This window comes from Pseudomonas sp. DCB_AW (assembly GCF_026240895.1).
GTDB lineage: Bacteria > Pseudomonadota > Gammaproteobacteria > Pseudomonadales > Pseudomonadaceae > Aquipseudomonas > Aquipseudomonas kermanshahensis.
Genome location: NZ_JAPFCE010000002.1, coordinates 212,265 through 234,153, shown reverse-complemented (window position 1 = coordinate 234,153; position 21,889 = coordinate 212,265). Strand labels below are relative to the sequence as shown.

Annotated in this window: 18 protein-coding genes; 5 read left to right on the top strand and 13 right to left on the bottom strand. The window is 59.8% G+C overall.

The features are described 5' to 3' along the window. Positions 1 to 1,311, top strand: coding sequence for an NAD(P)-dependent benzaldehyde dehydrogenase MdlD (mdlD, locus tag OO306_RS02940; protein WP_265967623.1), 1,311 nt, complete (start codon positions 1 to 3; stop codon positions 1,309 to 1,311). Between the two features lie 362 nt (positions 1,312 to 1,673). Continuing rightward, on the top strand, positions 1,674 to 4,523 hold the full coding sequence (locus OO306_RS02935; protein ID WP_265967622.1) for an HD domain-containing phosphohydrolase: 2,850 nt from the start codon (positions 1,674 to 1,676) through the stop codon (positions 4,521 to 4,523). 90 nt (positions 4,524 to 4,613) lie between these two features. Here OO306_RS02935 and OO306_RS02930 read toward each other — a convergent pair whose 3' ends face one another. The 10 genes from OO306_RS02930 to OO306_RS02885 all read right to left on the bottom strand — a co-directional run bounded on the left by OO306_RS02930 (position 4,614) and on the right by OO306_RS02885 (position 12,874). Further along, positions 4,614 to 5,147 (bottom strand): hypothetical protein, encoded by a 534-nt coding sequence (locus OO306_RS02930; RefSeq protein WP_265967621.1) that lies wholly within the window; start codon positions 5,145 to 5,147, stop codon positions 4,614 to 4,616. Positions 5,148 to 5,464: 317 nt separating this feature from the next. Continuing rightward, positions 5,465 to 5,998, bottom strand: coding sequence for a fimbrial protein (locus tag OO306_RS02925; protein WP_265967620.1), 534 nt, complete (start codon positions 5,996 to 5,998; stop codon positions 5,465 to 5,467). A gap of 8 nt (positions 5,999 to 6,006) precedes the next feature. Next, positions 6,007 to 6,510, bottom strand: a complete 504-nt coding sequence (locus tag OO306_RS02920; protein ID WP_265967619.1) for a fimbrial protein — start codon at positions 6,508 to 6,510, stop codon at positions 6,007 to 6,009. Further along, positions 6,507 to 6,989, bottom strand: coding sequence for a fimbrial protein (locus tag OO306_RS02915; protein ID WP_265967618.1), 483 nt, complete (start codon positions 6,987 to 6,989; stop codon positions 6,507 to 6,509). The genes OO306_RS02920 and OO306_RS02915 overlap by 4 nt, the downstream gene beginning before the upstream one ends. Before the next feature lie 10 nt (positions 6,990 to 6,999). After that, positions 7,000 to 7,518 carry a fimbrial protein gene (locus tag OO306_RS02910; RefSeq protein ID WP_265967617.1) on the bottom strand — a complete coding sequence of 173 codons (519 nt, stop codon included), beginning with the start codon at positions 7,516 to 7,518 and terminating at the stop codon, positions 7,000 to 7,002. Between the two features lie 86 nt (positions 7,519 to 7,604). Then, positions 7,605 to 8,363 carry a fimbria/pilus periplasmic chaperone gene (locus OO306_RS02905; protein ID WP_265967616.1) on the bottom strand — a complete coding sequence of 253 codons (759 nt, stop codon included), beginning with the start codon at positions 8,361 to 8,363 and terminating at the stop codon, positions 7,605 to 7,607. A 22-nt stretch (positions 8,364 to 8,385) separates the two neighbouring features. Further along, positions 8,386 to 10,875, bottom strand: a complete 2,490-nt coding sequence (locus OO306_RS02900; RefSeq protein ID WP_265967615.1) for an outer membrane usher protein — start codon at positions 10,873 to 10,875, stop codon at positions 8,386 to 8,388. A 43-nt stretch (positions 10,876 to 10,918) separates the two neighbouring features. After that, a complete protein-coding gene (locus OO306_RS02895; RefSeq protein ID WP_265967614.1) occupies positions 10,919 to 11,446 on the bottom strand; it encodes a fimbrial protein in 528 nt (175 codons plus the stop codon). Between the two features lie 71 nt (positions 11,447 to 11,517). Beyond that, complete coding sequence (locus OO306_RS02890) at positions 11,518 to 12,072, bottom strand: fimbrial protein (protein ID WP_265967613.1); 555 nt, start codon at positions 12,070 to 12,072, stop codon at positions 11,518 to 11,520. A 175-nt stretch (positions 12,073 to 12,247) separates the two neighbouring features. Continuing rightward, positions 12,248 to 12,874, bottom strand: coding sequence for a response regulator transcription factor (locus OO306_RS02885; RefSeq protein ID WP_265967612.1), 627 nt, complete (start codon positions 12,872 to 12,874; stop codon positions 12,248 to 12,250). A 199-nt stretch (positions 12,875 to 13,073) separates the two neighbouring features. Between OO306_RS02885 and OO306_RS02880 the strand changes: the two genes are divergently transcribed. Then, positions 13,074 to 14,258, top strand: coding sequence for an EAL domain-containing protein (locus OO306_RS02880; RefSeq protein WP_265967611.1), 1,185 nt, complete (start codon positions 13,074 to 13,076; stop codon positions 14,256 to 14,258). Between the two features lie 219 nt (positions 14,259 to 14,477). Further along, positions 14,478 to 17,996, top strand: coding sequence for a transporter substrate-binding domain-containing protein (locus OO306_RS02875; RefSeq protein ID WP_323055822.1), 3,519 nt, complete (start codon positions 14,478 to 14,480; stop codon positions 17,994 to 17,996). A gap of 82 nt (positions 17,997 to 18,078) precedes the next feature. Here OO306_RS02875 and OO306_RS02870 read toward each other — a convergent pair whose 3' ends face one another. The 3 genes from OO306_RS02870 to OO306_RS02860 form a co-directional block, all read right to left on the bottom strand. Then, positions 18,079 to 18,720, bottom strand: coding sequence for a 3-oxoacid CoA-transferase subunit B (locus tag OO306_RS02870; protein WP_027593312.1), 642 nt, complete (start codon positions 18,718 to 18,720; stop codon positions 18,079 to 18,081). A gap of 8 nt (positions 18,721 to 18,728) precedes the next feature. Continuing rightward, a complete protein-coding gene (locus OO306_RS02865) occupies positions 18,729 to 19,424 on the bottom strand; it encodes a 3-oxoacid CoA-transferase subunit A (protein WP_027593311.1) in 696 nt (231 codons plus the stop codon). Between the two features lie 246 nt (positions 19,425 to 19,670). Continuing rightward, positions 19,671 to 20,579, bottom strand: a complete 909-nt coding sequence (locus OO306_RS02860) for a LysR family transcriptional regulator (RefSeq protein ID WP_238214088.1) — start codon at positions 20,577 to 20,579, stop codon at positions 19,671 to 19,673. Positions 20,580 to 20,690: 111 nt separating this feature from the next. On the opposite strand from OO306_RS02860, the gene OO306_RS02855 reads away from it, so the two are divergent. Next, the gene (locus OO306_RS02855; protein ID WP_265967609.1) at positions 20,691 to 21,881 is read left to right on the top strand and encodes a CaiB/BaiF CoA-transferase family protein; all 1,191 of its coding nucleotides are present in this window, start codon (positions 20,691 to 20,693) and stop codon (positions 21,879 to 21,881) included. Positions 21,882 to 21,889 lie beyond the last annotated feature (8 nt).

Below are 21,889 nucleotides of genomic sequence, written 5' to 3'. Positions count from 1 at the left end.
ATGAATTATCCATCTCCAGTGATGATCGACGCGCTGTTTGCGGCTCAGAAGGCTTTTTTCGCCACACGGGCCACGGCTGATATCGGCGTGCGCAAGCAAGCGCTCGAAAAGCTGCGCGGCGCTGTAATCAACAACACAGAAGCGCTCTATACGGCACTTGCTGAAGACTTGGGGAAGACCCGGGAGGTCGTTGACCTGGCGGAAATCGGAGAGGTGTTGCACGAAATCGATTTTGCGCTGGCTAACCTCGATGCCTGGGCCGTCCCCGAGCGGGTACCTACGCCAGACATCATCGCGCCCTCCGAGTGCTACATCGTTCAGGAACCCTATGGTGTCACTTACATCATAGGCCCGTTCAACTACCCGGTTAACCTGACGCTGACCCCGCTGATCGGCGCGATCGTGGGTGGCAACACCTGCATGATTAAACCGTCCGAAACCACACCCGCCACCTCGATTGTCATCGAAAAAATCATTTCAGAGGCGTTTGCACCTGAGTACGTCACGGTGGTGCAGGGTGGCCGCGTCGAAAACAGCCACCTGCTGAGCCTGCCCTTCGACTTCATCTTCTTCACCGGCAGCCCCACTGTCGGCAAGGTCGTCATGAAGGCGGCGGCGGAGCACCTTACGCCGGTTGTCCTTGAACTCGGTGGCAAGTGCCCGTTGATTGTTCTGCCTGATGCCGATCTCGACCAAACTGTGGATCAGTTGATGTTCGGCAAATTCATCAACAGCGGCCAAACGTGCATCGCGCCTGATTACCTTTACGTCCACCGAAGCGTTAAAGAAGCACTGTTGCAGCGGTTGGTGGCGCGGGTGAAAAGTGAGCTTCCCCACGTCAATTCCACGGGCAAGATCGTGACGGCTCGCCAAGTGGAGCGTTTGGTCGCCTTGGTGGCGGAAACACGCGGCACGGTATTGGTTGGGGCCCAAGCCGAGGTGGACAAGCGCGTGTTTAGCGCGACCGTGGTGGATAGCGTGAAATGGGATGATCCGCTGATGGCCGAAGAACTGTTCGGGCCGATCCTGCCTGTGCTGGAATTCGATGACATCAGCGGGGCTGTCGACATGATAAACAAACACCATCCCAAGCCCCTGGCGGTCTACGTTTTCAGTAAGGACGTTGTTCAGGCCAAGGGGGTCATCGACCGAATCCAATCGGGAGACGCACAGGTGAACGGGGTCATGCTGCATGCCTTTTCGCCCTATCTACCGTTTGGCGGTATCGGTGCGTCGGGGATGGGGGACTATCACGGGCACTACAGCTACCTGACCTTTACACATAAGAAGTCGGTGCGAATCGTGCCGTAACTTGCAGCGAAGCGCGCTTCGGCGCGCTTTGTCATATTCGTTGAGCTCGCTGAGTGACCCTTAACGCGCGTGAGGCGATATCCATGGGAGTACAAATGTGCTCCGCGCCCCGGGTTCTACCTATAACGTCAGACAGGGGCCAGAGTGCTGCCCGGCCGGGTACGGTCTATGCTGGAAACGTGAATCACGCATTTTCCTTCTGCAGCCTGCATCTTCGTCCTGGCTGATTACACTGTTCGCATCGCCACACATGGAGTACCCGGGATGGGCTGCATGTTGATCGCTCGTGCTGCTCTGAAGCCAGGCGGCCTATGGCTTGTGCTTATTGCTACCGCGCCTTCGGGCGGCAGAGGGTCGCAGGCATGAGCAATCCAGGGCGCGGCTATTCCTTGCAATGGCTGGTGGCGTTGGCCATTGTGCTGGGCATGTCGCTGTTGGGCGCGGGCCTTGCCTGGCAGGGCTATCGCGGAATCCAGCAGACACTGGTCGCCGCCGCCGGTGACACCGCTCGGCAGTTCGGCAAGACCATCGATGAACGCGCCCGGCGCTTGGTCGACCCCGTGCAGAGCAGCATCCGCCTGCTGGCCTTCAACCCGACGGCCAGCACCCTCGCGCAGCGCCTGGAGCGGCTACCGCAGCTGGTCGAAAGCCTCAACGCCAACAAGATGCTGAGCGCCGCTTATATGGGCTACCCCAATGGCGAGTTCTTGCTGGTGCGCAGGCTCAAGGACCCGCAACTGCTCCAGCGTTACGCCGCACCTGCAGGAACCGCGTTTCTGGTGCAGAGCGTCAGCAAGGGCGACGACGGCACGCTGCTGGGGGAGTGGCGGTTCTACGACCCGGCGCTGGCGCTACTCAAGTCCGAGGCCAAGCCGAATTACCGCTATGATCCCCGCGTACGCCCCTGGTTTGTCGAAGCATCCGGGCAATCCAGCACTGTCTTTACCCACCCCTACGTGTTCTTCACCACCCGCGAGATCGGCATGACCATGGCCCAGCGCAGCGTCGACGGCGGCTCGGTGGTCGGCATGGACGTATCGGTCGACGACCTGGCCAGCGAAACCCGCGACATGCGCATGACCGCAGGCACCGAGATCGCCGTGGTAGACGGGAAGGGCAGTGTGGTGGCGTACCCGGACCTGGCGCGGGTCATCGTGCATGAAGGGGAGGCCGTGCGCTTGTCCCGTATCACCGAGCTGGGCATCCCGAGCCTGGCACAGCTCTACGCGCACTTGCCCCAGGGCAGCCAGCCTCAAGCGTTCCAGGTGAACGGTGAAACCTGGTACGGCATGCTCGAGCAACTGACGACCCTGGCCGGGCAAGACTTGCAGGTGCTGATTGCCGTGCCGGCCCACGAACTGCTGGCCGACGCACGCAAGGTGCTGGTCGAGCAGTTGCTCTGGGCCGCTGTGCTGATGGGGGTGTTGCTGCCGCTCGGTGGCTTGCTGGGCCGGCGAATCGGCCGCCCGCTGCGCCTTCTGGCCGATCAGGTGCGTGGCCTGGCCAGCTTCGATTTCAGCCGTGAGGTGGGGGTTGAGTCGCAGGTGACCGAGGTGCGTGAGTTGAGCCGGGTGCTTGGTCGCATGTCCGGGACTATCCGCAACTTCCAGGCGATCACCCTGACGCTCAGCCGTGAAAGCCAGTTGGAACACATGCTCGACGGGGTGCTCACCCCACTGGTGGATGCTGCCGGGGCCAGCGCTGGCGCGGTGTACCTGTTCGATGCCGAGCGCGACGTGTTGCGCCTGGCCGCCGCCTGCCGAGGCGAGGGCTACCCAGAGGCGTTGCCGATTGGCGAGCACGCCCCTGATAAGCTGGCGAACGCCGTGACACAGGCCCTGGCATTACAGGGCCGCGGTCACGCGGTGGTGCTCAATGATCGTGGTCATGCGTTGCTCGGCATCCTGGTGCTGCAGCTGGCAAGTGAGCAGGCGCTTGATGGAATGGGCGAACCGTTCCGACGCTTTGTCGAGGAACTGTCCGGCGCTGCTGCCGTGGCAATCGAGACCCGCCAGCTGGTCGAGGACCAGCAGCGCCTGCTCGACGCCATGATCAAGCTGCTGGCCGATGCCATCGATGCCAAGAGTGCCTACACCGGAGGCCACTGCGAACGCGTGCCGCAACTGGCGCAGATGCTGTTGGACAAGGCCGTGGCGGCCGACAGCGGCCACTACGCCGGTTTCACCATGAGCGAGGCCGAGCGTTATGAGTTTCGGGTAGCGGCCTGGTTGCATGATTGCGGCAAAGTCACCAGCCCCGAATATGTGGTGGACAAGGCCACCAAGCTGGAGACCCTGTACAACCGCATCCATGAGGTGCGCATGCGCTTCGAGGTGCTCTGGCGCGACGCCGAGCTGGTGTACTGGCAAGGCGTGGCCAGCGGCGCGGATCGGCAGATGCTGCAATGTACGCTTGAGCAGAGCAAGGTTGAACTGCAGGAGGCGTTCGCCTTCGTCGCCAAGGCCAATATTGGCGGCGAGTGCATGCAGGACGAAGACGTCGAGCGCTTGCGCCGCATCGGCGAGCGGCGCTGGCAGCGCCATTTTGACAACCGCCTGGGCATCTCCCGCGACGAAGCGGCGCGCTTTGCCGGTGCGCCGCCTGTGCAACTGCCGGTGGACGAACCACTACTGGCCGACCGCAGCGAACACCGGGTGCCCTGGGGGCCGCGCAAACCACCGGTGGCCAAAGGCGACCCGCGCAATGTCTGGGGGTTCGACATGCGCCTGCCGGCCAATGCCAGCGATTACGGCGAGTTGTACAACCTATCAATCCGCCGCGGCACGCTGAACGACGAGGAGCGCTTCAAGATCAACGAACACATCGTGCAGACCATCATCATGCTCAGTTCGCTGCCGTTTCCGCGTCAGATGCGGCGTGTGCCCGATATCGCCGGCAACCATCATGAAAAAATGGACGGCAGCGGGTATCCGCGACGATTGGGCAAGGCAGACCTGGGCATCGCCGAACGGGTGATGGCAATCGCCGATATCTTCGAGGCACTGACGGCGGCGGATCGGCCGTACAAGGCGCCGAAGACCCTGTCCGAATCGGTGAAGATTCTGGTGTTCATGGCGCGGGACAACCATGTGGATGGTGAACTGCTGCGCTTGTTCCTGAGCAGTGGCGTGTATCGGGAATATGGCGAGCGGTTCTTGCGGGCAGAGCAGGTGGACGAGGTGGATGTTGGGTATTGGCTAGGGCAGATCTAGGGGGCGTTTTCAAAGGCATTGTTCCAAGGGCGCAGTAGTGCTCAGCCTTTGAGGCTGGGCAATGGCGTTGGGCGGTGTTTCATACAGCGCCTAGGGCGGTGAAATGGTAATCACCGTTGAGCCGGAGAACGCACCTGGCGTCACGGTCCCGCGGGTGACCAGGGTCGATTCAATGTTCAGTGGGCTGGCCAGGCCATTTGTAACGGCCACGTTGATACCCGCCGTGGCGTCTTTGCCATTGACCGTAATCCTCGAGTACAAGCTGTTGTCGTCCCTCAGTCGTACCCCGTAAGAATCCGTTCTGGATGCCGTGACGGTCACGCTCGCCGGCCCCCGGCAGAGCACACTGAGCTGGGTTGAAGCTGTCGCGCCGTCCAGGGCATTGTCGGGCAAGTGTTTGTGGTTGATGTTGTTATCACCCTTGATTTCGCACATCAACACCGGCGCGACAACACGGGTGCATGGGCCGAAAGTACTTAGTGCGCCACCCAAGTCGGTGCCGATTTTCGCGTGGCTGAAACCGATGCACAGCTCATTGTTGGCGTAGTTGGTACTGACCAGAACCGAGCCAGTGAGCGGTATTCGGAAACCTTGTGCTTGTAGATCCCATAGCAGATCGCTCATCGACGAACTGCCACGATGAACGGGTACCTGCCACTTGGCATATGTGCCAACCGCGCTGTAAGTCCCAGCACGTTGGTGTGCGTTCAGATAGATGTTGCATAGGTGTAGACGCGGGTCGTCCGTTTGGCACGGGTTGGGCCTCCCTGTCCCAGCCGAGTCCCAGCCGCTTACTATGAAGTGATAGCGTACGCCCCCCGGCTCATATTGACTTTCCGTTGTGGTAATTGTGATGGCGTATGCCTGGGCCGCTGCACCGCCTAACAGCACCGCTGCCAGGGCGCTACGCAGCGCCGTTGCGTAAGGCTTATTCATGGTGATCACTCGTAACTCAAGGCAAAGGTGAGGGAGGCTTCGAATTCGCCTTCTCCGAGGGTGCGGTTGGCTAACACGTCGGGCTCGCCCTGCAAGTAGGCATTGAGGTTGAGCACGTTGTTGCCACTGGTCAGTTCACCCATGGGGTGTGTCTTGTTCAAGGGCAGTAGCTTTCCGGTCCGGGTTTCCATCCCTACCATCAGGCCTTTCACAGTGGTGCTTTGCAGCACCAGCAGCCCTGGTGGATCGCTGCTTTCGTTACCGCTGAAGGCGATGCTGACCATGCGTTTGCCAACGTCTAGGTCGCAGTTTTTCAAGCGCACTTCTATGGGGCGGCCCTTGGTCCTGCCGTTGAGGTAGAGGTCTTTGTCGACCACACTCTGGAAGTCCAGTTTGATTAATTCATCCCTTTCATCCAGCACGCACGGCTCATTCACCAGCGTGCCGGAGAAGTACAGGTTGTCTTCTGCTGCCTGTACCGCCGGCAACCACAGGCTGGCGGTGACCCAGGCGGTCAGGGTAATGGCCCATTTGCCCATGGAACCTCCTAGTAGAGTTCGGCCATCAATAGCGCCGACGCGGTAAAGTCGGTGCTGGGTAACTCCGCGCCGGTAAGCTTCACCGGCACGGCCTCCAGGATGGGTGGAGTCGATGCATTCACATCGATATCTCGGGGCTGGTTGGGAATCAGTGCCGTGCCGCCGAGCAGTACCTTGATGCCCAGGTCGGTTACCGAGGTCTTGAGCGCGGCAGGATCGAAATGGGCGTTATCTCCTTGGAGGGTCAAGCGCATGTGCCACGTGATGCCGGCAGCGGCTGCCCCCGGGCAATCGATCTGATAGGGAATCGCCTGACGGTAGCGTTCGCCATCGATGCGGTTGACGGCAATATTGCGCTCGAAGCGCACGTCGATACGTCCGCCCTTGTCGCTGACGGTGCAACCGGGCGGCGCCAGCAGGTTGCCGGTGAACTGCAGGTTGTCTGCGCCAATACACAGTAGGGGCAGGGTGGCAATCGACAGTAGTGCCAAGGTGCGGTGCAAGGTGTTCATCGATAATCCACCACCAGGGTTGCGCTGGCACTCAATTTGCCCGCTTGAACCTCACTGTTTTCGCGCTTGACCAGAACGGCTTGCAGCACCGGCTGTTTGCGGGTGTCGAAGTCAGCCCAGGTGTTGAGCGCAAGCGGCGCACCGTCTTTTTTCAGGGCGATGCCGAGGTTGTCGTAACCGCGTACCACCAACAGTTCAGGATCGAAAGCCGGGGTGCCGCGTACCTGAATACGTAACTCATTGGTTGCCGAGCGGCTGCAGTCGAGCGAGTAGTCCAGGGTGATGGTCTTGTACGTGCCATCGATGCCGGCGGTCTGCACATCGCCAAAGGGGCCAGTGATGGGCGCGTTTTTATTGATCACGCACGGGATCGCCGCATAGACGACGCCCTCGATCGTTACCACCATCTGCTGTTCAGCGTGGCTCATGGGTGCACAGCCCAACAGCATGGCCAGCAATACAGTACGTGCGACGGTCATTGCTGGGCCCTCAGTCATACGCCAGGTTCACATTGAGGCTGGCGCGGAAGGCGCCAGGGCGCAAAGGTGCCGCTGTGCGCTCAGGGCGAAGGTAGTACGTCAGTTGGTTGTCACCCGGTGAGACGAACCACGCCGGCGCGGTACGGCCCAGGCGTACATCGCTGCCCTGGACATCGAGCAGGCGCAGGCCAAAACCCTCGGCGCCGATCACCCTGATCAGTGCGGGCGTATCGGCATCGGCGACGGCGTTGAAGGCCAGCGCGGCCACCGGTTCGATGGCGCTCCAGACCAGAGTGCCTTGCTGCTCATCCTGGCGGCCGCCGTTGACGCGTACACAGCCTTGCAGTTTGAGATGCAGGGCTACAGGCGCACCCTGATCGCCAATGCGCAACAGGTGGGCAGTGCTCAAATCACCCACAGACAAAGTCTGATAGGCCGAGCTGGGGTCCAGGTAGCAGGCGCTTTCTAGCAAGGTACCGGTGACCTGGAACTCGGCCGTCTGCGCAAGGTTGCCGGCGGCATGAGTCAAGACACTGGCCGTACAGAGCCAGGCAGCAAGACAGATAGGGAGTCCAGGCTTCATGATTTGCCCTCACTGGAATAGGTCGTCGGGTGTCAGCGTTTGCTGGCTACGGGGCTGGCGCTACAGGTGTCTGCTGCGCAGCTGAACTGCAGTTGCGGGCGGCCGCCAAAGTCGTTGACGTAAGTCAGCACTGGCTTGTCGCCCAGCGCCTTGCTGCTTACGCCCAGGTCGAGCTGGCCCCTGGGGGCGATCATCAGGGGTTTGAAGTCGATCGCGCTGGCTGCGTTGAGGTTGGGTGTGGCATCGATCAGGGTGACGTAGTAGGGCGTCGGGTTGTTCACCTGATAGCGGCCGTTCTGGCGGGTCAGGGTCAGTTTTTCCTGCCAGGGGGCTTCGTTGACACCGGCCCTTGGGGCGATCGCCGCCGGTCGATAGAACAGCTTCACCCGCGTTTGCAGGGCAATTTGCAAGGTGTTGGGCTGATCGCTGCGTGGCGGAATCTCGCGCAGGTTGAAGTAGAACAACGATTCGCGGTCCTGGGGCAGCAGGCCCAGTTCAGGCAGGCCTTGGATTTTTACCTGGCTGTTACCCCCGGCTTCCAGGCGCTGGATGGGGGGCACCACCACCAGAGGGCTGGTGATTTTCTCGGCCTGTTCGTTCTCGATCCACGCTTGTGCCAGGTAGGGCAATTGGGTGTTCTGATTGCTGACGCTGAGGCTGACCGATTTTTCGCCGCCGGTAAAAATGACGCGTGTACGGTCCAGCGACACTGCCGCCAGGCTGGTTTGCGCCGCGCAGGTGCCCAACAGCGCGAGCAGGGTCAGGGTGTTGCGTTTCAAGCAGGTGTTCATAGATGTACCTATTGCAGATAGATTAAGCGGCAGAGTCGTCCGCGTCGCTGACGGGCTGGCACAGCAGCTCCAGTTGCCGTTCAGGCGATACCACCGGGTCGGGCAGGGTGAAATGGCAGCGTGCGCTGCCGTCCCAATGCAGCGACATGGTTTCGCCCGGCTTCATGCCGCTCAGGTAAGTCGATCCTTCTTCGCCAACAATGCCGGTCTCCTGGCCGCGGCTGTTGCGTGCGCTGGCGCCAAAGGGCGGCGCGCGGTGATTGGCCATGCGAATCATGACCATGGCCTTGTGGCCGGCGATGACATCGAAACGGCGGTAGCCAATTGCGCCTTCGGTCAGGGTTGCCTGGGTAATTGACTGGGTGGCTTCGACATCGTCGGCCAAGTCGTCCAGCACGATGCTGGCCTGATTGCGGTAGTAGCTGTTGACGTCGGTCACCACCGCCTTGCCGAAACGGTTGGTGCGGGTTATGCCGCCGTTGCCGCGCACCGGTACGTCGGCAACCCCCTGGGTATCGACCAGCAGCCGCGTGCCGCCCATGATGTTGCTGCGATGCAGGGCCGCACCTTCGCCGGTCAGCGTGGCGCCGCCTTGCAGGGACAGCCCGGCCGAGCTGTACTCACCGGCCTGGTAACTGGCGCTGGCCACTAGCTGAGCCGCATCCCCGTCATGCGACAGAAAACCGCTGGCCATTTCGCCGCTGGAAGACTTACCCGCGCTGAGCATGTAGTGGTTGCGTGCATCGATACGGTCGTAATAGCTCAGGCTATGGGCGGTGTCGCCGCGGTTGACCGACGAGCTGTAGCTGAACGAGCCGGTGCTGTCCCAGGGGATGTTGACCGACAGGTAGGCCCCGTCATCGGAGGTGCCGTTGCCCTTGTTCTGGTACGCCGTCAGCGATAGGCTGAGGTTCTTCAAGCCACCGACATCGAAATAGCGCGACAACGACAGGCTATAGCGGTCACTCGCCTGGCTGTTCCAGTAAGTCTGGTGGTTGTAGTTGAAGTACACGCTGAGCGCCGAATCGCGAAATTGCTTGCTCACTGTGGTGGTGTACAGCTCCTTGCTCTGGTTCAACGGCCGGCTGCTCCGCCGGGTCTCGATGAATTCGTTCATGCTCATGTAGTTCTCTTCAGAGAACCGGTAGCCGGCAAAGGTGATCTGGCTGTCGTACTCGTCGAAGCGCTTGGAATAGCTGGCACGGTAGGACTTGCCGCTGAGTGTGTCGCGCTCCGCAAGCGTGGCCCGCGATTGGGTGACGTCGAACGAGAGCGCCCCGAATGCCATCAGGTCACGGCCCACACCCACGGCGAGCGATCCATAATCCTTGGCGCCGAGGCTGCCGCCATACAGCGACCAGCCGTTGCTCACACCCCAGGAAAACTCACCCGTGGCGAACGCGGGGCCATCAAGCTGATGTTCCCAGTCAGACGGCTTGCCGGTGGCCAACTTGTAGCGCACCGTGCCTGGGCGAGTCAGATAGGGGATGCTGGCGGTGTCCATCTGGAACTCCTGAACGCTGCCATCCTGTTCTTCGACGCGCACGTCCAGCTGGCCAGAGACCGCATCGTTGAGGTCCTGAATGCGAAACGCCCCTGGTGGCACCTGAGTGTCGTAGAGCACACGGCCTTGCTGGCGAATAACTACGCGCGCGTTGGTGCGGGCCACACCGCTGACCTCCGGGGCATAACCCCGGAGGTTGGGGGGTAGCATGTTGTCGTTGCTGCTGAGATTGACGCCGGTGTAGCGAAAACTGCCAAACAGGTTGGAGTCCAGGTAGTCTTCGCCGACGATCAGGTTCGAGCGCAGCGAGGGCACGGCGCGTAGCGCATAGAAGCGGCTCCAGGCGAACTGGTTTTGTGACGGCTGGTCGTCACTGCGTTGCATCTGGGTCTGCCAGTCGCCACGCAAGCGCCAGGCGCCCAGGTTGACCCCGGCGGTTCCGTTGCCGCTAAGGGTGTCGCTGCGGCCTTTGCCGTGCGTACGCTCGGTGGTCTGAGCGTTCAAGTTGTAATCGAACAGCACCCCGGAAATACCTTCGTCCCAGCGCGACGGTGGGTCCCAGTTCGGAGCGGTGTATTCCAGCTGATCCTGGGGAATGCTCACGTACAGCGCCGAAGTGCCCAAGTTGCCACGGGCCTGCAGGCCAGGAACGCTGGCCAAGTCAAGACAGGCGCCACCGTGCCACCAGGCCAGTGAATTGATAACCTGCTCTTTCAAGCCCAGTTCATTGACCAACGCCGGCGAAAGACAGGCGACGCTGCTTTTCGGATCGTCTTCGGCCGGGAGATAGTCGACGGCAAACTCCGTCAATGTATCGCGGTTCACGTGTACCATCAGGCTGTATTGGCCGGGCATGATGAAGTTGGCCGAAGCAAACACCCCAAGATCAAGGTTCTCGCGATCCTTGAGGTCCAGTACATCGGTGTTGAATTGGAATTCTTCGGCTGCACTTGCCCACGCCGCGATACAGCACAACGCCGTGGTAGCCAATACCTTACGGTGATCCACGTGACTAAATCCTTGAGCGGAAACTGCGCTAATGCAGTGCAGTTCAGAAGTGCTGAATGTTCAGCTTGAGGGTGGCGTGATAATCGCCTGCTTCCAGTACACGTCCGCTACCGACGAGCGTCAAAGAATAATTGAGCAGCAACTGGTCGGCAGACAGAGGGCTGTGCTCGAGTAACATGCCGGGCGATACCAACTTGCCCCGGTGATCTTTTATTTGCAGTGCAATACCTTTTGCGACGCCCTCAATGGCGAAGTATTTACCATACGCTTGGCCGTCGAATGTCAGCCTGAAACGCTGGGACGTATCAGTATCGTTAGATTTTTCCGATGCAATACAGTCGGTAACATAGACGGTCAAGAACTGCTGCGAAGACGGATCACCGTTGAGCAATCCATTCAGTGCCATGGGTTTGAACGCAACTGTCTGACGGTCGCTTCCCACACGGATGGAGCAGGCGCTGTCGACGATGCTCCCGGCCATTTGTACTCGCCCCTTGAGTGCATCAGCCGCGCAGACAGGCGGACCAAGGGGTAAAAGGACCAGTAGCAGCAGTGTGGTTGAGCGAATCATCTAAACCTCCGCAAGCTTCCCCGCAGCACGCAGTGAGCGCGTACTGCGAGGCACTTCAGTGACGAATGACGTTACTGATAAGCGAGGGTGAAGTTGGCGAATGTCTCGAAGTTGCCTGGTACGATTTCGGCCGCGGTGGCTGCGCCGCCACCCTGTGCGGCAACCATGTCACCCTGCAGGTAGGCTTGGAATTCCAGGTAGGTGTCGCCATTGGACAGCGTCTGCGCAGGCGAAGCGTCGCCCAGCTTGATCAGCTCGCCGGTGTGGCTGGCGATGGCCAGGCTGGCGCCTTGGGCAGTCCCTTTGATTGCCAGCAGGTCTGGGTTGGAAGCAGGCGAACCGGTGAAGGTTGCAGTGGCCGACTTGAGGGCGCCCAGTTCACAGCCGCGCAGTTCGATCTTGAAGGTTTTCGGGCTGGATTTACCGCCGTTTTTCAGGGAAACGTTGGAGATTTCATCCATCGGGACAGTTTGGTAGGCCGAGTCTTGAGCGATGGAGCACGGTGCATCGATAATCGCGCCCTTGAAGGTAATGACACCGTGTCCCTCATCCTTGGCAAAACTGACTGCCGAAGTGGCTGCCAAGGTCGCCGCCATAATTGCGCCAGCCAACGTACTAACTTTCATGTACTACTCCTAGTTTTACATTGAAGTGATTGAAGAAGACTCAATCGAACACTCTCGCTGCTCGGGTATCTGTGTACCGTTGAGCTGGAGTAAGCCTAGGGGCGGGGAGGGAAGAAGTGAGTAGGACGTTGCCGACGAAGGCGTAGGAAAATTCCTACACGCCTTTAAAGACCGTTCACGGCGTCAATGCATTGCGCTTGGCAAACTCAGCCAGGTCAACCAGCGACGCAGCGCCTAGCTTTTGTAGCAGCCGTGTTTTGTAGGTGCTCACGGTTTTATTGCTCAGAAACAGCATGTCGCCAATCTGTTTGTTGGAGTAGCCCTGCGCCAAGTATTGCAAAACCGTCACTTCCCGGTCGGTCAGTGAACGAATCTGCTCCAACTCCGAAAGTTGCTCTGCAGGGTTGACACTGTCAAACGTCAGCGAAGGAAAGAACGTATAGCCAGCATCCACCGATTTGATCGCGGTGATCAAGCTGCCCAAGTCTTCTTCCTTGTTGACGAAACCGCGCGCACCTAACTGAATACAGCGTCGGCATACCGAATCGGCGGGCTGCGAAGTCAGGATGAGTACCTTGCTGCGTACATTCAGCATTTTGATCTTGGAAATAACGGTAAACCCGTCCAGCTTGGGAATGCCAATATCGAGAATGACCACCTGCGGGTTGAGTTCGCGTACAAGCTGAACCGCATCCAGGCCATTGTCCGCTTCGCCCACCACACGCATGCCGTGCTTTTCCAGCAGCACCCGGACGGCAAGTCGAATGACTGGATGATCGTCAACTATCAGAACGCTGTGCATAGTGTGATTTTACCTTGAGAACGCGCTTGTTACAGAACGGTATCGATTAGCCACTAACAGGTTAACACCATTGGCTGTGTAGGACAGAGCTGTAGTTGCTTAGGAAATTTCCGATGGATGAGAGGAAATTTCCCATGGAGGTGTTGGCGGTGCGCCTCGCAGACTGTGCTTCCTTCAATGGCGTGCGTGTAGACCTGCGATGCAAGACTTGACTGTTCTGGTGCTGGAGGATGAACCCTTTCAACGCCTGGTCACCGTGACAGCACTGCAAAAAGTGTTGCCGGGGCCCATTCTGCAAGCGGCGGACGGCCATGAGGCCGTGGCTGTGCTGTCCAATTGCGACGCAGTGGACATTGTGCTGTGTGATTTGAAAATGGCCGGAATGGACGGCCTGGCGTTTCTTCGCCAAGCCAGTTGCAGCGGAAAGATTGGGGCAGTGGTGCTCTGCAGCGAGCTGGACCCGGCGCTGCGGCAGGCCACGGTCGCCATGATCCAATGCCTGGGCCTGACTTTTTTAGGCGATCTGGGCAAACCATTCAACCTGGACGGTTTCAGCCAGGTGGTCAAACGCTACCGGGAACATTGCAGCGCCGTCCCCAGGTTGTTGTCGCCTGCCGAGCTCCCGACCCTGAGTGACGTGCAACAGGGCCTGGACAATGGTGAGTTCGAGGCGTACTACCAACCCAAAGTTACCCTCCAAGGCCAGTCACTGGTTGGCGCAGAAGTGCTTGCACGCTGGACCCACCCTCAGTGGGGTGTGCTGGCGCCCGCTCATTTTTTACCGGTGATGGAAGAGCACAACCTGATCAACCGCCTGTTCTGGCAGCTGTTCGAGCAGGGCCTTGCCTTTCAGCGAAGGCTGGCAGCGCAGGGGCAGGGGATCAACCTGGCGTTCAACCTGCACCCGGCACAGTTGGCCTGTGCCGCGCTGACCGAGCGCATCACCTTACTGATCAGGCGTTCGCAAGTGCCTGCGGCCAGCGTGATGTTTGAAATCACTGAGTCTGGCCTGATCAGTGCACCCGCCAGAAGCCTGGAGAACCTCGTGCGGCTGCGGATGCTCGGCTGTGGTTTGGCCATGGACGATTTTGGCGCCGGGTATTCTTCGCTGGATCGGCTCAGCGATCTCCCATTCAGTGAGATCAAGCTTGACCGGGCGTTCGTGCGCAAGATGCAAAACCAGCCCAAAAGTGCTGCGATCATCAGTTGCTCGGTGGCGCTGGCTCAGGCGTTAGGTATCTCGCTGGTTATCGAAGGTGTAGAGACCGTCGAGCAACAGGCCCGGCTGATTGAGTTGGGCGCCACCCTTGCCCAGGGTTTTCTGTTTGCCCGGCCGATGCCGGAAAGTCACTTTATCGACTTCTGCACGCAGCAGAAGTTGTGAGCCTGGCCTGCATGAACGAGCGACTGCTCCGGCTTTGAACTATCATTGCGCCGCTCCTGGCGGCGATCCCCAGGCATTTTCGGTTGTTTATCTCGTATGCTTCTACGTTCCCTCTGCCTTTCCATCGGCCTGCTGTTGAGCAGTGCGCCGCTGCTGGCCGCCTCCTTACCACTGGCCCCGCAGGTGCTGGCTAGCCAACTGCGTATCGACCGTCACGACATGGCGATTTCGATCGAGGACTGGCATTGGCTGCGGCACAAGGCCGAGCTCAAGGTTGGCGTGTCTGCAACCGAAGCCGCGCCGTTTTCGGTCAACGCCCAAGACAACCTGTACGAGGGCATCAGCGCCGACGCAACCGCACTGGTCGCGCAGCTGTTGGGTTTGCAGGTGAAAGTCGTGCCCTTTGCCAGTGAGCAGGACGCGCTCAAAGCAGTGCAGGCCGGTAGCGTCGACGTGATCAGTATGCATGGCAGCACTGCGCCGCGGCCGGATCTGCTACTGAGCATTCCTTACGCCCAGGACCGGCTGGCGGTGTTCAAGCGCAGTGCCGAACCCCGGCATTCCCCGGTCGACCTTGCCGGCTTGCGTGTAGCGATTACCCACGAACACAGCGCTGAGCTCAAGCAACACTACCCGAGGGCGGATTTCCGGGTGTACGCCGACCACGATAAGGCGATTGCCGCTGCTGCGTTCGGGCAGGCCGATGTTTATCTGGACGACCTGTACAGCGCCTACTACCTGATCAATCGTTCATTTTATAACTTCGTCCGTTTCGAGCGGTTTTCCGACGTACGCGGAGGCGACTACAGCTATGCCCTGCAGGTCGACAACACGCGTTTGCAGCGGCTGCTTAATGTGGCCCTTACCTCCATCGGCGAAGCTCAGTTGCGCAATTTGGCCAAGCGATGGGTAGGCAACAGTTACATCCCCAGTGAAGCGCCGATTGACCTCACGGTAGAGCAGGTACGCTGGATCCAGCGGCATCCGGTGATACGCCTGGTGATCAATGATGACTTGGCTCCAGGCGCGTATTTTGATGCGAGCGGGGTGTTTTCCGGCGGGATCGCCGATATCCTCGAAGTGGTTACCCTCAGTACCGGCCTGCATTTTGAAGTGGTTTCCCGCAGTGGCGGCTTCCCGCAGATCATCGACGCCGTGCAAAAGGGCAAGGCAGACCTGGCGTTGATGACGGCAAGTTCCGAGCGCGAAGAGTACCTGCGCTTTTCCCGGCCACTGCTCAACAGCCCGTTTGTGTTGCTGAGCAGCACTGATCAACAAGGCAAGCTGGGCAACCTGGTCGACAAGCGTGTTGCGGTGCCCACAGGCCATGTGGCCATCGAGCAACTGCGCAAGCGTTACCCCGAAGCCCGTGTGGTGGAGGGGGGGGGCTCGCTGGACTCTATGAACCTGCTCTACGAGGGCGAAGCCGATGCCGCCATGGTGTCGTTGCCTGCGGCGCGCTATTACATCGAGCGTTTGTTTCGCGACAAACTGGCCATCAACGAGATACTCGATGTTGGCCCGGCGACGGTCAATTTCGCCATGCGCCGCAGTGATGTGGAGCTGCAGTCGATCATCGACACTGTCTTGCAGAGCATTGCACCGGACGAGCTCAATGCGATTTCCAACCGCTGGCGTTCGCCACCGGGCATGAGCGGCCAGACCTGGGTCGATTATGAGCGCCTGATCACTGAAATTGTCGCCGCTGCAGCGCTGTTGCTGTTGCTTTCGCTGGTATGGGTGTTTTACCTGCGCAGGCAGATCAAGGCCCGGCTCAAGGCCGAGCGGATGCTCAACGATCAGTTGCAGTTTGTCGAAACCCTGACCGACTGCATGCCGCCGCCGCTTTACGTCCGTGATACCAAGGGGCGGATGCTGTCGTGCAACCGTAGCTACCTCAAAAGCGTTGGCCTGAGTGCCGAAGCGGTGCTGAATAAAACCGTCCGTCAATTACCTAAGGAGAACTTCGAGAGCCTCCCGGACTTTCACCGCAACTACTTTCAGGCCATGCGCGAAGGGCGGACGATCGAGTCGGTACATGCCGTGCAGCTCCAGGGCAGGGAGGCGTGGATCAACCATTGGGTGCAACCCTTCCAAGACTCCAAAGGTGAAATCAAGGGCGTGATCTGTGGTTGGCTGGACATCACAGAACACCGCCAGCTGGTAGCGCAGCTGCAAGAAGCGAAGGCGCTTTCAGACGACGCCAGCCGCGCCAAGACCAGCTTCCTGGCCACCATGAGTCATGAAATCCGCACGCCCATGAACGCCGTGATCGGCATCCTTGAGCTTGCGCTCAAACGCGCCGAAAGCCAGCCGATCGACCGTGCCAGCATTGAAATCGCTCACACCTCGGCCAAGAGCCTGTTGGAGCTGATCGGCGATATCCTCGACATCGCCCGTATCGAGTCCGGGCGCCTAAGCCTGTCGCCCAAGCGTGCAAACTTGCGTGAGCTGGTTGAATCGGTAGCCAGGGTGTTCGAGGGGCTGGCCAGGCAAAAACGCCTGAACCTGATCCTCGACATTGATTCGAGCATCAACTGCGATGTGCTGGTCGATGCACTTCGCTTCAAGCAGATCCTCTCGAACCTGATCAGCAATGCCATCAAGTTCACCGAAGAAGGCTCGATCAAGGTCAGTATTGCCGGGCTGCAAGTCAATGCCAGCCTGCTCAATGTCCACCTCAGCGTCGAAGACACCGGCGTGGGCATCAGCCTGGCCGATCAGCAGCGCCTGTTCACGCCCTTTGTCCAGGCTCAACGCAATGTGCAACAGACTGAAGGGACCGGCCTTGGCCTGGTGATCTGTCGGTCGTTGTGCGAAATGATGGGGGGCAGGGTGGTGCTGACCAGCACCCTGGGGCGCGGCACCCGGGTGGATGTCGAAATGCGCCTGCAGGTCCTTGAGTGCATCGCCACGCGGCACGTACCTGGGCTGATCCCGGCAAGGCCTCGGCAGCGATTGCAAGTGCTGATAGTGGATGATCATCGGATCAACCGCCAGGTGCTGCACGAGCAACTTAATTTTCTCGGCCATGACGTCAGTGAGGCTGAAAATGGCCAGGTGGCTTACGAGCGTTGGCGTGATCAGCCCTTCGATATCATCATCACCGACTGCCATATGCCGGTGATGAGCGGCGTCGACCTTGCTCGGGCGATCCGTAAGGCGGAACAGGCGCGAGGCGGGGAGGCGTCGGTGATCATCGGCCTGACAGCCGATGCCCAGCCCGAAGAGATCGAATTGTGTATTCAAGCCGGCATGAACGAGTGCCTGATCAAGCCGCTGGGGTTGGATGACCTCGATGCGCGCCTGCTGGCACTTGGGCCAGAGGCGGCATTCGATACTGTTGTGCTAGAGCATTGCCCGCCAGCGCCACTGCTTGCACCCACTGAGTCGAAAAAGCTGCTTGATCTCGGGCCGTTGGAGCTGTTGATTAGCAGTGAGCCGGTGAAGTTTCGCCAGATACTGGACGAACTGATCCATAACAATCGTAAAGACTGCAAGACCTTGCACACCTTGCTAGGTGAACGGGATACCGACCGGTTGCGAGAGTACGCACATCGAATCAAAGGTGCCGCGCGGGTGGTCAAGGGGCAGCAATTAGTCGAATGCTGTCAGCGCTTGGAGGTTGTGTGCGCGGACCCGCAGGTGACTTTCGGGCAGATGGCGGACGCCGTGGGCAAGATTGAAACTGCTATCGATGAACTGGAACAGGCGCTGTTGGCGTTTCAGACGTCCTGACGGCCCAAGCAGATCCGCCTTGGCGGCGATGCGACCTTTTAGGCCCATTCGCCGGCAGGCGGATACCTACGCTTTGCGCGGATTACTTGATCAGCGGTACGCCACTGAGCTTCTGCAACTCGTCGAAGTCGATGTCGGCGCAGATCTCGACCACTTTCAGCCCGTCGGACGTCACGTCCAGCACGGCCAGGTCGGTGTAGATGCGGCTGACGCACCCAATGCCAGTCAGCGGATAAGTGCACTCGGGCACGATCTTGCTTTCGCCGGACTTGGTCAGGTGGTCCATCATCACGAACACCTGGCGGGCGCCGGTGGCCAGGTCCATCGCGCCGCCTACGGCCGGGATCGAGCCTTCGGCGCCGGTGTGCCAGTTGGCCAGGTCACCTTTGGCCGACACTTGGAAGGCGCCCAGTACAGCGATGTCCAGGTGGCCGCCACGCATCATCGAGAACGAGTCGGCGTGGTGGAAGAAGGCACCCCCGGTGAGCAGGGTCACGTGCTGCTTGCCGGCGTTGATCAGGTCATCGTCTTCTTCGCCCGGCGCGGGGCTTGGGCCCATGCCCAGCAGGCCGTTCTCGCTGTGCAGGAACACTTCCTTGTCGCCCAGGTAGTTGGCCACCATGGTCGGTGCGCCGATGCCCAGGTTGACGTAGGCGCCTTCCTGAATGTCTGCGGCCACGCGCTGGGCCATCTCGGTGCGGGAGAGCTTTTTGGTGATGGTCATGGCAGGCCTCAGACAGCGTTGGCGATCGAAGAAGCGGCAGCGCCGGTGACGGCGACCACGCGCTGGACGAAGATACCCGGGGTGATGATGTGTTCCGGGTCCAGTTCACCGAGTTCGACAATCTGGTCGACCTGGGCAATGGCGGTTTTGGCGGCCATGGCCATGATAGGGCCGAAGTTGCGAGCGGCCTTGCGGTAAACCAGGTTGCCCCAACGGTCACCCTTGTGCGCCTTGATCAGCGCGAAGTCAGCGTGCAGCGGCATTTCCAGGACGTACTGGCGGCCGTCGATCTCACGGGTTTCTTTGCCTTCGGCCAGCAGGGTGCCGTAGCCGGTCGGCGAGAAGAACGCACCGATGCCCGAGCCCGCGGCGCGGATACGCTCGGCCAGGTTGCCTTGTGGTACCACTTCGAGTTCGATCTTGCCGGCCCGGAACAGCTCGTCGAAGACATAGGAGTCGGACTGACGCGGGAACGAGCAGACCACCTTGCGCACGCTGCCCGCCTTGAGCAGCGCGGCCAGGCCGACCTCACCGTTGCCGGCGTTGTTGCTGATGATGGTCAGGTCGCGGGTACCGGTGGCGATCAGAGCATCAATCAGCTCAGACGGCATACCGGCAGTGCCGAAGCCACCGACCATGATGGTCGAACCGTCGGTGATGCCTTCCACCGCGCTGGCGATGGACTCAAACGTTTTATTGATCAAAGCGAGCTCCTGGTTTTTCCTGGAGTAGGGATTGTCGACCTGGCCGGCGCGCTTCGAAGCGACTGGGCCAGTCAGCGCCTAGGAAATGTTTGCTGACTGCCGATAGCGTGCCGCAAGATTGGGCACAAGTAGAGAGAGGGGAGCGGATTTTGTGCGATTATCGAACTGTTGTGCGGTGTGCGGGTATTGTTGATGGGCATCTCACCCCAGGGTTTTCTTTGATTCTTGCGGGCGTCATTGCGCAAATTACAGGTCGTTTTCTCTACCCGCGAGATACTCGAACAGCTTGGCCGCCTCAGGCGATAGCTGGGTCTCACCTGCAACCCCTACATACAGCGTTCGGATGGCCCAGTCATCGGTGAGCCTGATGGCTTGGATCTGCGTCCCTAGCAGCTCTTTCCTCACTGATGCCAATGGCAGAACGCCCACGCCAAGGCCGGCCTCGATCATCCTGCAGATCCCATCGAAGCTGCTGACCTGAATGCGAACCTTCAGCATCTTTCCGTTCGCTACTGCTGCGTCAGTCAAGCGCCGGAGCAGGGAACTGCCTTGGTTGAGTGCCACGAAATCGTAGTCTAGCGCGTCCGCCAGCGCTATCTCGCTCGATGCAGTCAGTGGGTGATCAGTGGGCACCAGCAGCACCAGTTGATCACGCCGGTAGACCCTCTTCAACAGCCCCTCAGACGCGACGTTGTCAGCAAAAATCCCGATGTCAGCTCGGCCATTGAAAACAGCGTCCACGATGTCGTCGCTGAGCGCTTCGTCCATCCCAATGCGGACATGCGGGTTATCGGCAAGGTAGCTCGCCAGATCCTGGGGTAGAAATTGCACGACAGCAGACGTGTTGGCGGTCAGTCGAACATGACCGCGCACGCCCATGGCAAAGTCATTTGCATCGCAAGCCATGCGGTTGACGCTCTCGAGTATATGCCGAGCGTGATCAGCGATGCCTCGACCCGCTGCAGTCAATTCCACCCCGCGTGGCAAGCGGACGAACAGCGCGCAGTCGGTAATTCGCTCCAGCTCAGACAGGCGCTTGCTCGCGGTGGAGAGCGTCATGTTTGCGCGATGGGCCGCTTGGGTCAGATTGAGCGTTTCTGCCGCGAAGACCAGGAGGCGTAGGGATACCAAATCAACATGCAGAAGGCTCATCAACGGCTCCTAGCCTTTCGATTTTGGAAAGGGTACTGGATAATTTCGCAATTTTCATCATGCACAATGAGAGGGATCATCCTGCCATAACAACCAACAAGAGCGGATGACGCCATGACCCTCCCATTACAAGGCATCAAGGTCATCGAAATGGGGCAACTGATTGCTGGCCCGTTTGCTGCCAAGATGCTCGCCGAGTTTGGTGCCGACGTTATCAAGATCGAGCCACCTGTGACCGGCGACCCTCTGCGCAAATGGCGCATGCTCCACAACGGAACGTCCGTATGGTGGGCTTCTCAATCGCGTAACAAGCGCTCTATTACGCTGGATCTGCGTCAGGCTGAAGCCCATGATGTGGTCAAACGGCTGGTTGCAGACGCTGATATCCTCATCGAAAACTTCCGCCCCGGCACGCTTGAAAAGTGGGGCCTAGGGTGGGACGTCCTGCGCGAAATCAACCCACGCCTGGTCATGCTGCGTGTGTCTGGCTACGGGCAGAGCGGCCCGTACCGTGACTTGCCGGGCTTTGGTGTCATTGGGGAGGCCATGGGTGGCTTACGCCATCTTTCCGGTGAGCCAGGGCGTACGCCTGTGCGGGTTGGGGTGTCGATCGGTGACTCTCTGTCTGCGCTTCATGGGGTGATTGGCGTTCTTCTGGCTTTGCGCCATAGAGAGCAGAACAACGGCGAGGGGCAGCAGGTTGATGTCGCGCTGTACGAGTCTGTGTTCAACATGATGGAAAGCCTGATCCCTGAGTACTCGGTATTCGAGTCCATTCGCCAACCGGCTGGCAGCAGCCTGCCTGGGATCGCACCCACAAACGCATACCGTTGCAAGGATGGAAAGTATGCGCTGATCGCGGGTAATGGGGACAGCATCTATCGCCGCCTGATGGAGAAGATTGATCGCCTCGATCTCGCCAATGATCCTGAGCTTGAGCAGAACGATGGCCGCGTTCGACACGTGGCGCGCATCGACGCTGCGATCTCGACCTGGACGGCCGAGCGCTCGCTTGAAGAAGTCCTGGATGCGCTGAACGATGCGCGCATTCCTGCCGGCAAGATCTACGACGCCGCCGATATCGCAACCGACCCCCATTACCAGGCTCGTGAGATGTTGCTGGCGAGCACGCTGGACGATGGAACACCGGTCACCCTGCCAGGCATCGTGCCCAAGCTCCTTTCCACGCCAGGGCAATTGCGATCAAGGGCACCGACACTCGGCGAGCACACCGACCATGTCTTGAATGCGTACGGCATCGATGCGCAAACCCTTGAACAGTGGCGCGCACGCGGCATTATTTGAAGTATGGA

What these genes read in the sequence shown, in the direction of transcription:
- mdlD (WP_265967623.1), top strand. Translation starts at nt 1, where the DNA reads ATGAATTATCCATCTCCAGTGATGATCGACGCGCTGTTTGCGGCTCAG.
- OO306_RS02935 (WP_265967622.1), top strand. Translation starts at nt 1,674, where the DNA reads ATGAGCAATCCAGGGCGCGGCTATTCCTTGCAATGGCTGGTGGCGTTG.
- OO306_RS02930 (WP_265967621.1), bottom strand. Translation starts at nt 5,147, where the DNA reads ATGAGCGATCTGCTATGGGATCTACAAGCACAAGGTTTCCGAATACCG.
- OO306_RS02925 (WP_265967620.1), bottom strand. Translation starts at nt 5,998, where the DNA reads ATGGGCAAATGGGCCATTACCCTGACCGCCTGGGTCACCGCCAGCCTG.
- OO306_RS02920 (WP_265967619.1), bottom strand. Translation starts at nt 6,510, where the DNA reads ATGAACACCTTGCACCGCACCTTGGCACTACTGTCGATTGCCACCCTG.
- OO306_RS02915 (WP_265967618.1), bottom strand. Translation starts at nt 6,989, where the DNA reads ATGACCGTCGCACGTACTGTATTGCTGGCCATGCTGTTGGGCTGTGCA.
- OO306_RS02905 (WP_265967616.1), bottom strand. Translation starts at nt 8,363, where the DNA reads ATGAACACCTGCTTGAAACGCAACACCCTGACCCTGCTCGCGCTGTTG.
- OO306_RS02895 (WP_265967614.1), bottom strand. Translation starts at nt 11,446, where the DNA reads ATGATTCGCTCAACCACACTGCTGCTACTGGTCCTTTTACCCCTTGGT.
- OO306_RS02890 (WP_265967613.1), bottom strand. Translation starts at nt 12,072, where the DNA reads ATGAAAGTTAGTACGTTGGCTGGCGCAATTATGGCGGCGACCTTGGCA.
- OO306_RS02885 (WP_265967612.1), bottom strand. Translation starts at nt 12,874, where the DNA reads ATGCACAGCGTTCTGATAGTTGACGATCATCCAGTCATTCGACTTGCC.
- OO306_RS02880 (WP_265967611.1), top strand. Translation starts at nt 13,074, where the DNA reads ATGCAAGACTTGACTGTTCTGGTGCTGGAGGATGAACCCTTTCAACGC.
- OO306_RS02875 (WP_323055822.1), top strand. Translation starts at nt 14,478, where the DNA reads ATGGCGATTTCGATCGAGGACTGGCATTGGCTGCGGCACAAGGCCGAG.
- OO306_RS02870 (WP_027593312.1), bottom strand. Translation starts at nt 18,720, where the DNA reads ATGACCATCACCAAAAAGCTCTCCCGCACCGAGATGGCCCAGCGCGTG.
- OO306_RS02855 (WP_265967609.1), top strand. Translation starts at nt 20,691, where the DNA reads ATGACCCTCCCATTACAAGGCATCAAGGTCATCGAAATGGGGCAACTG.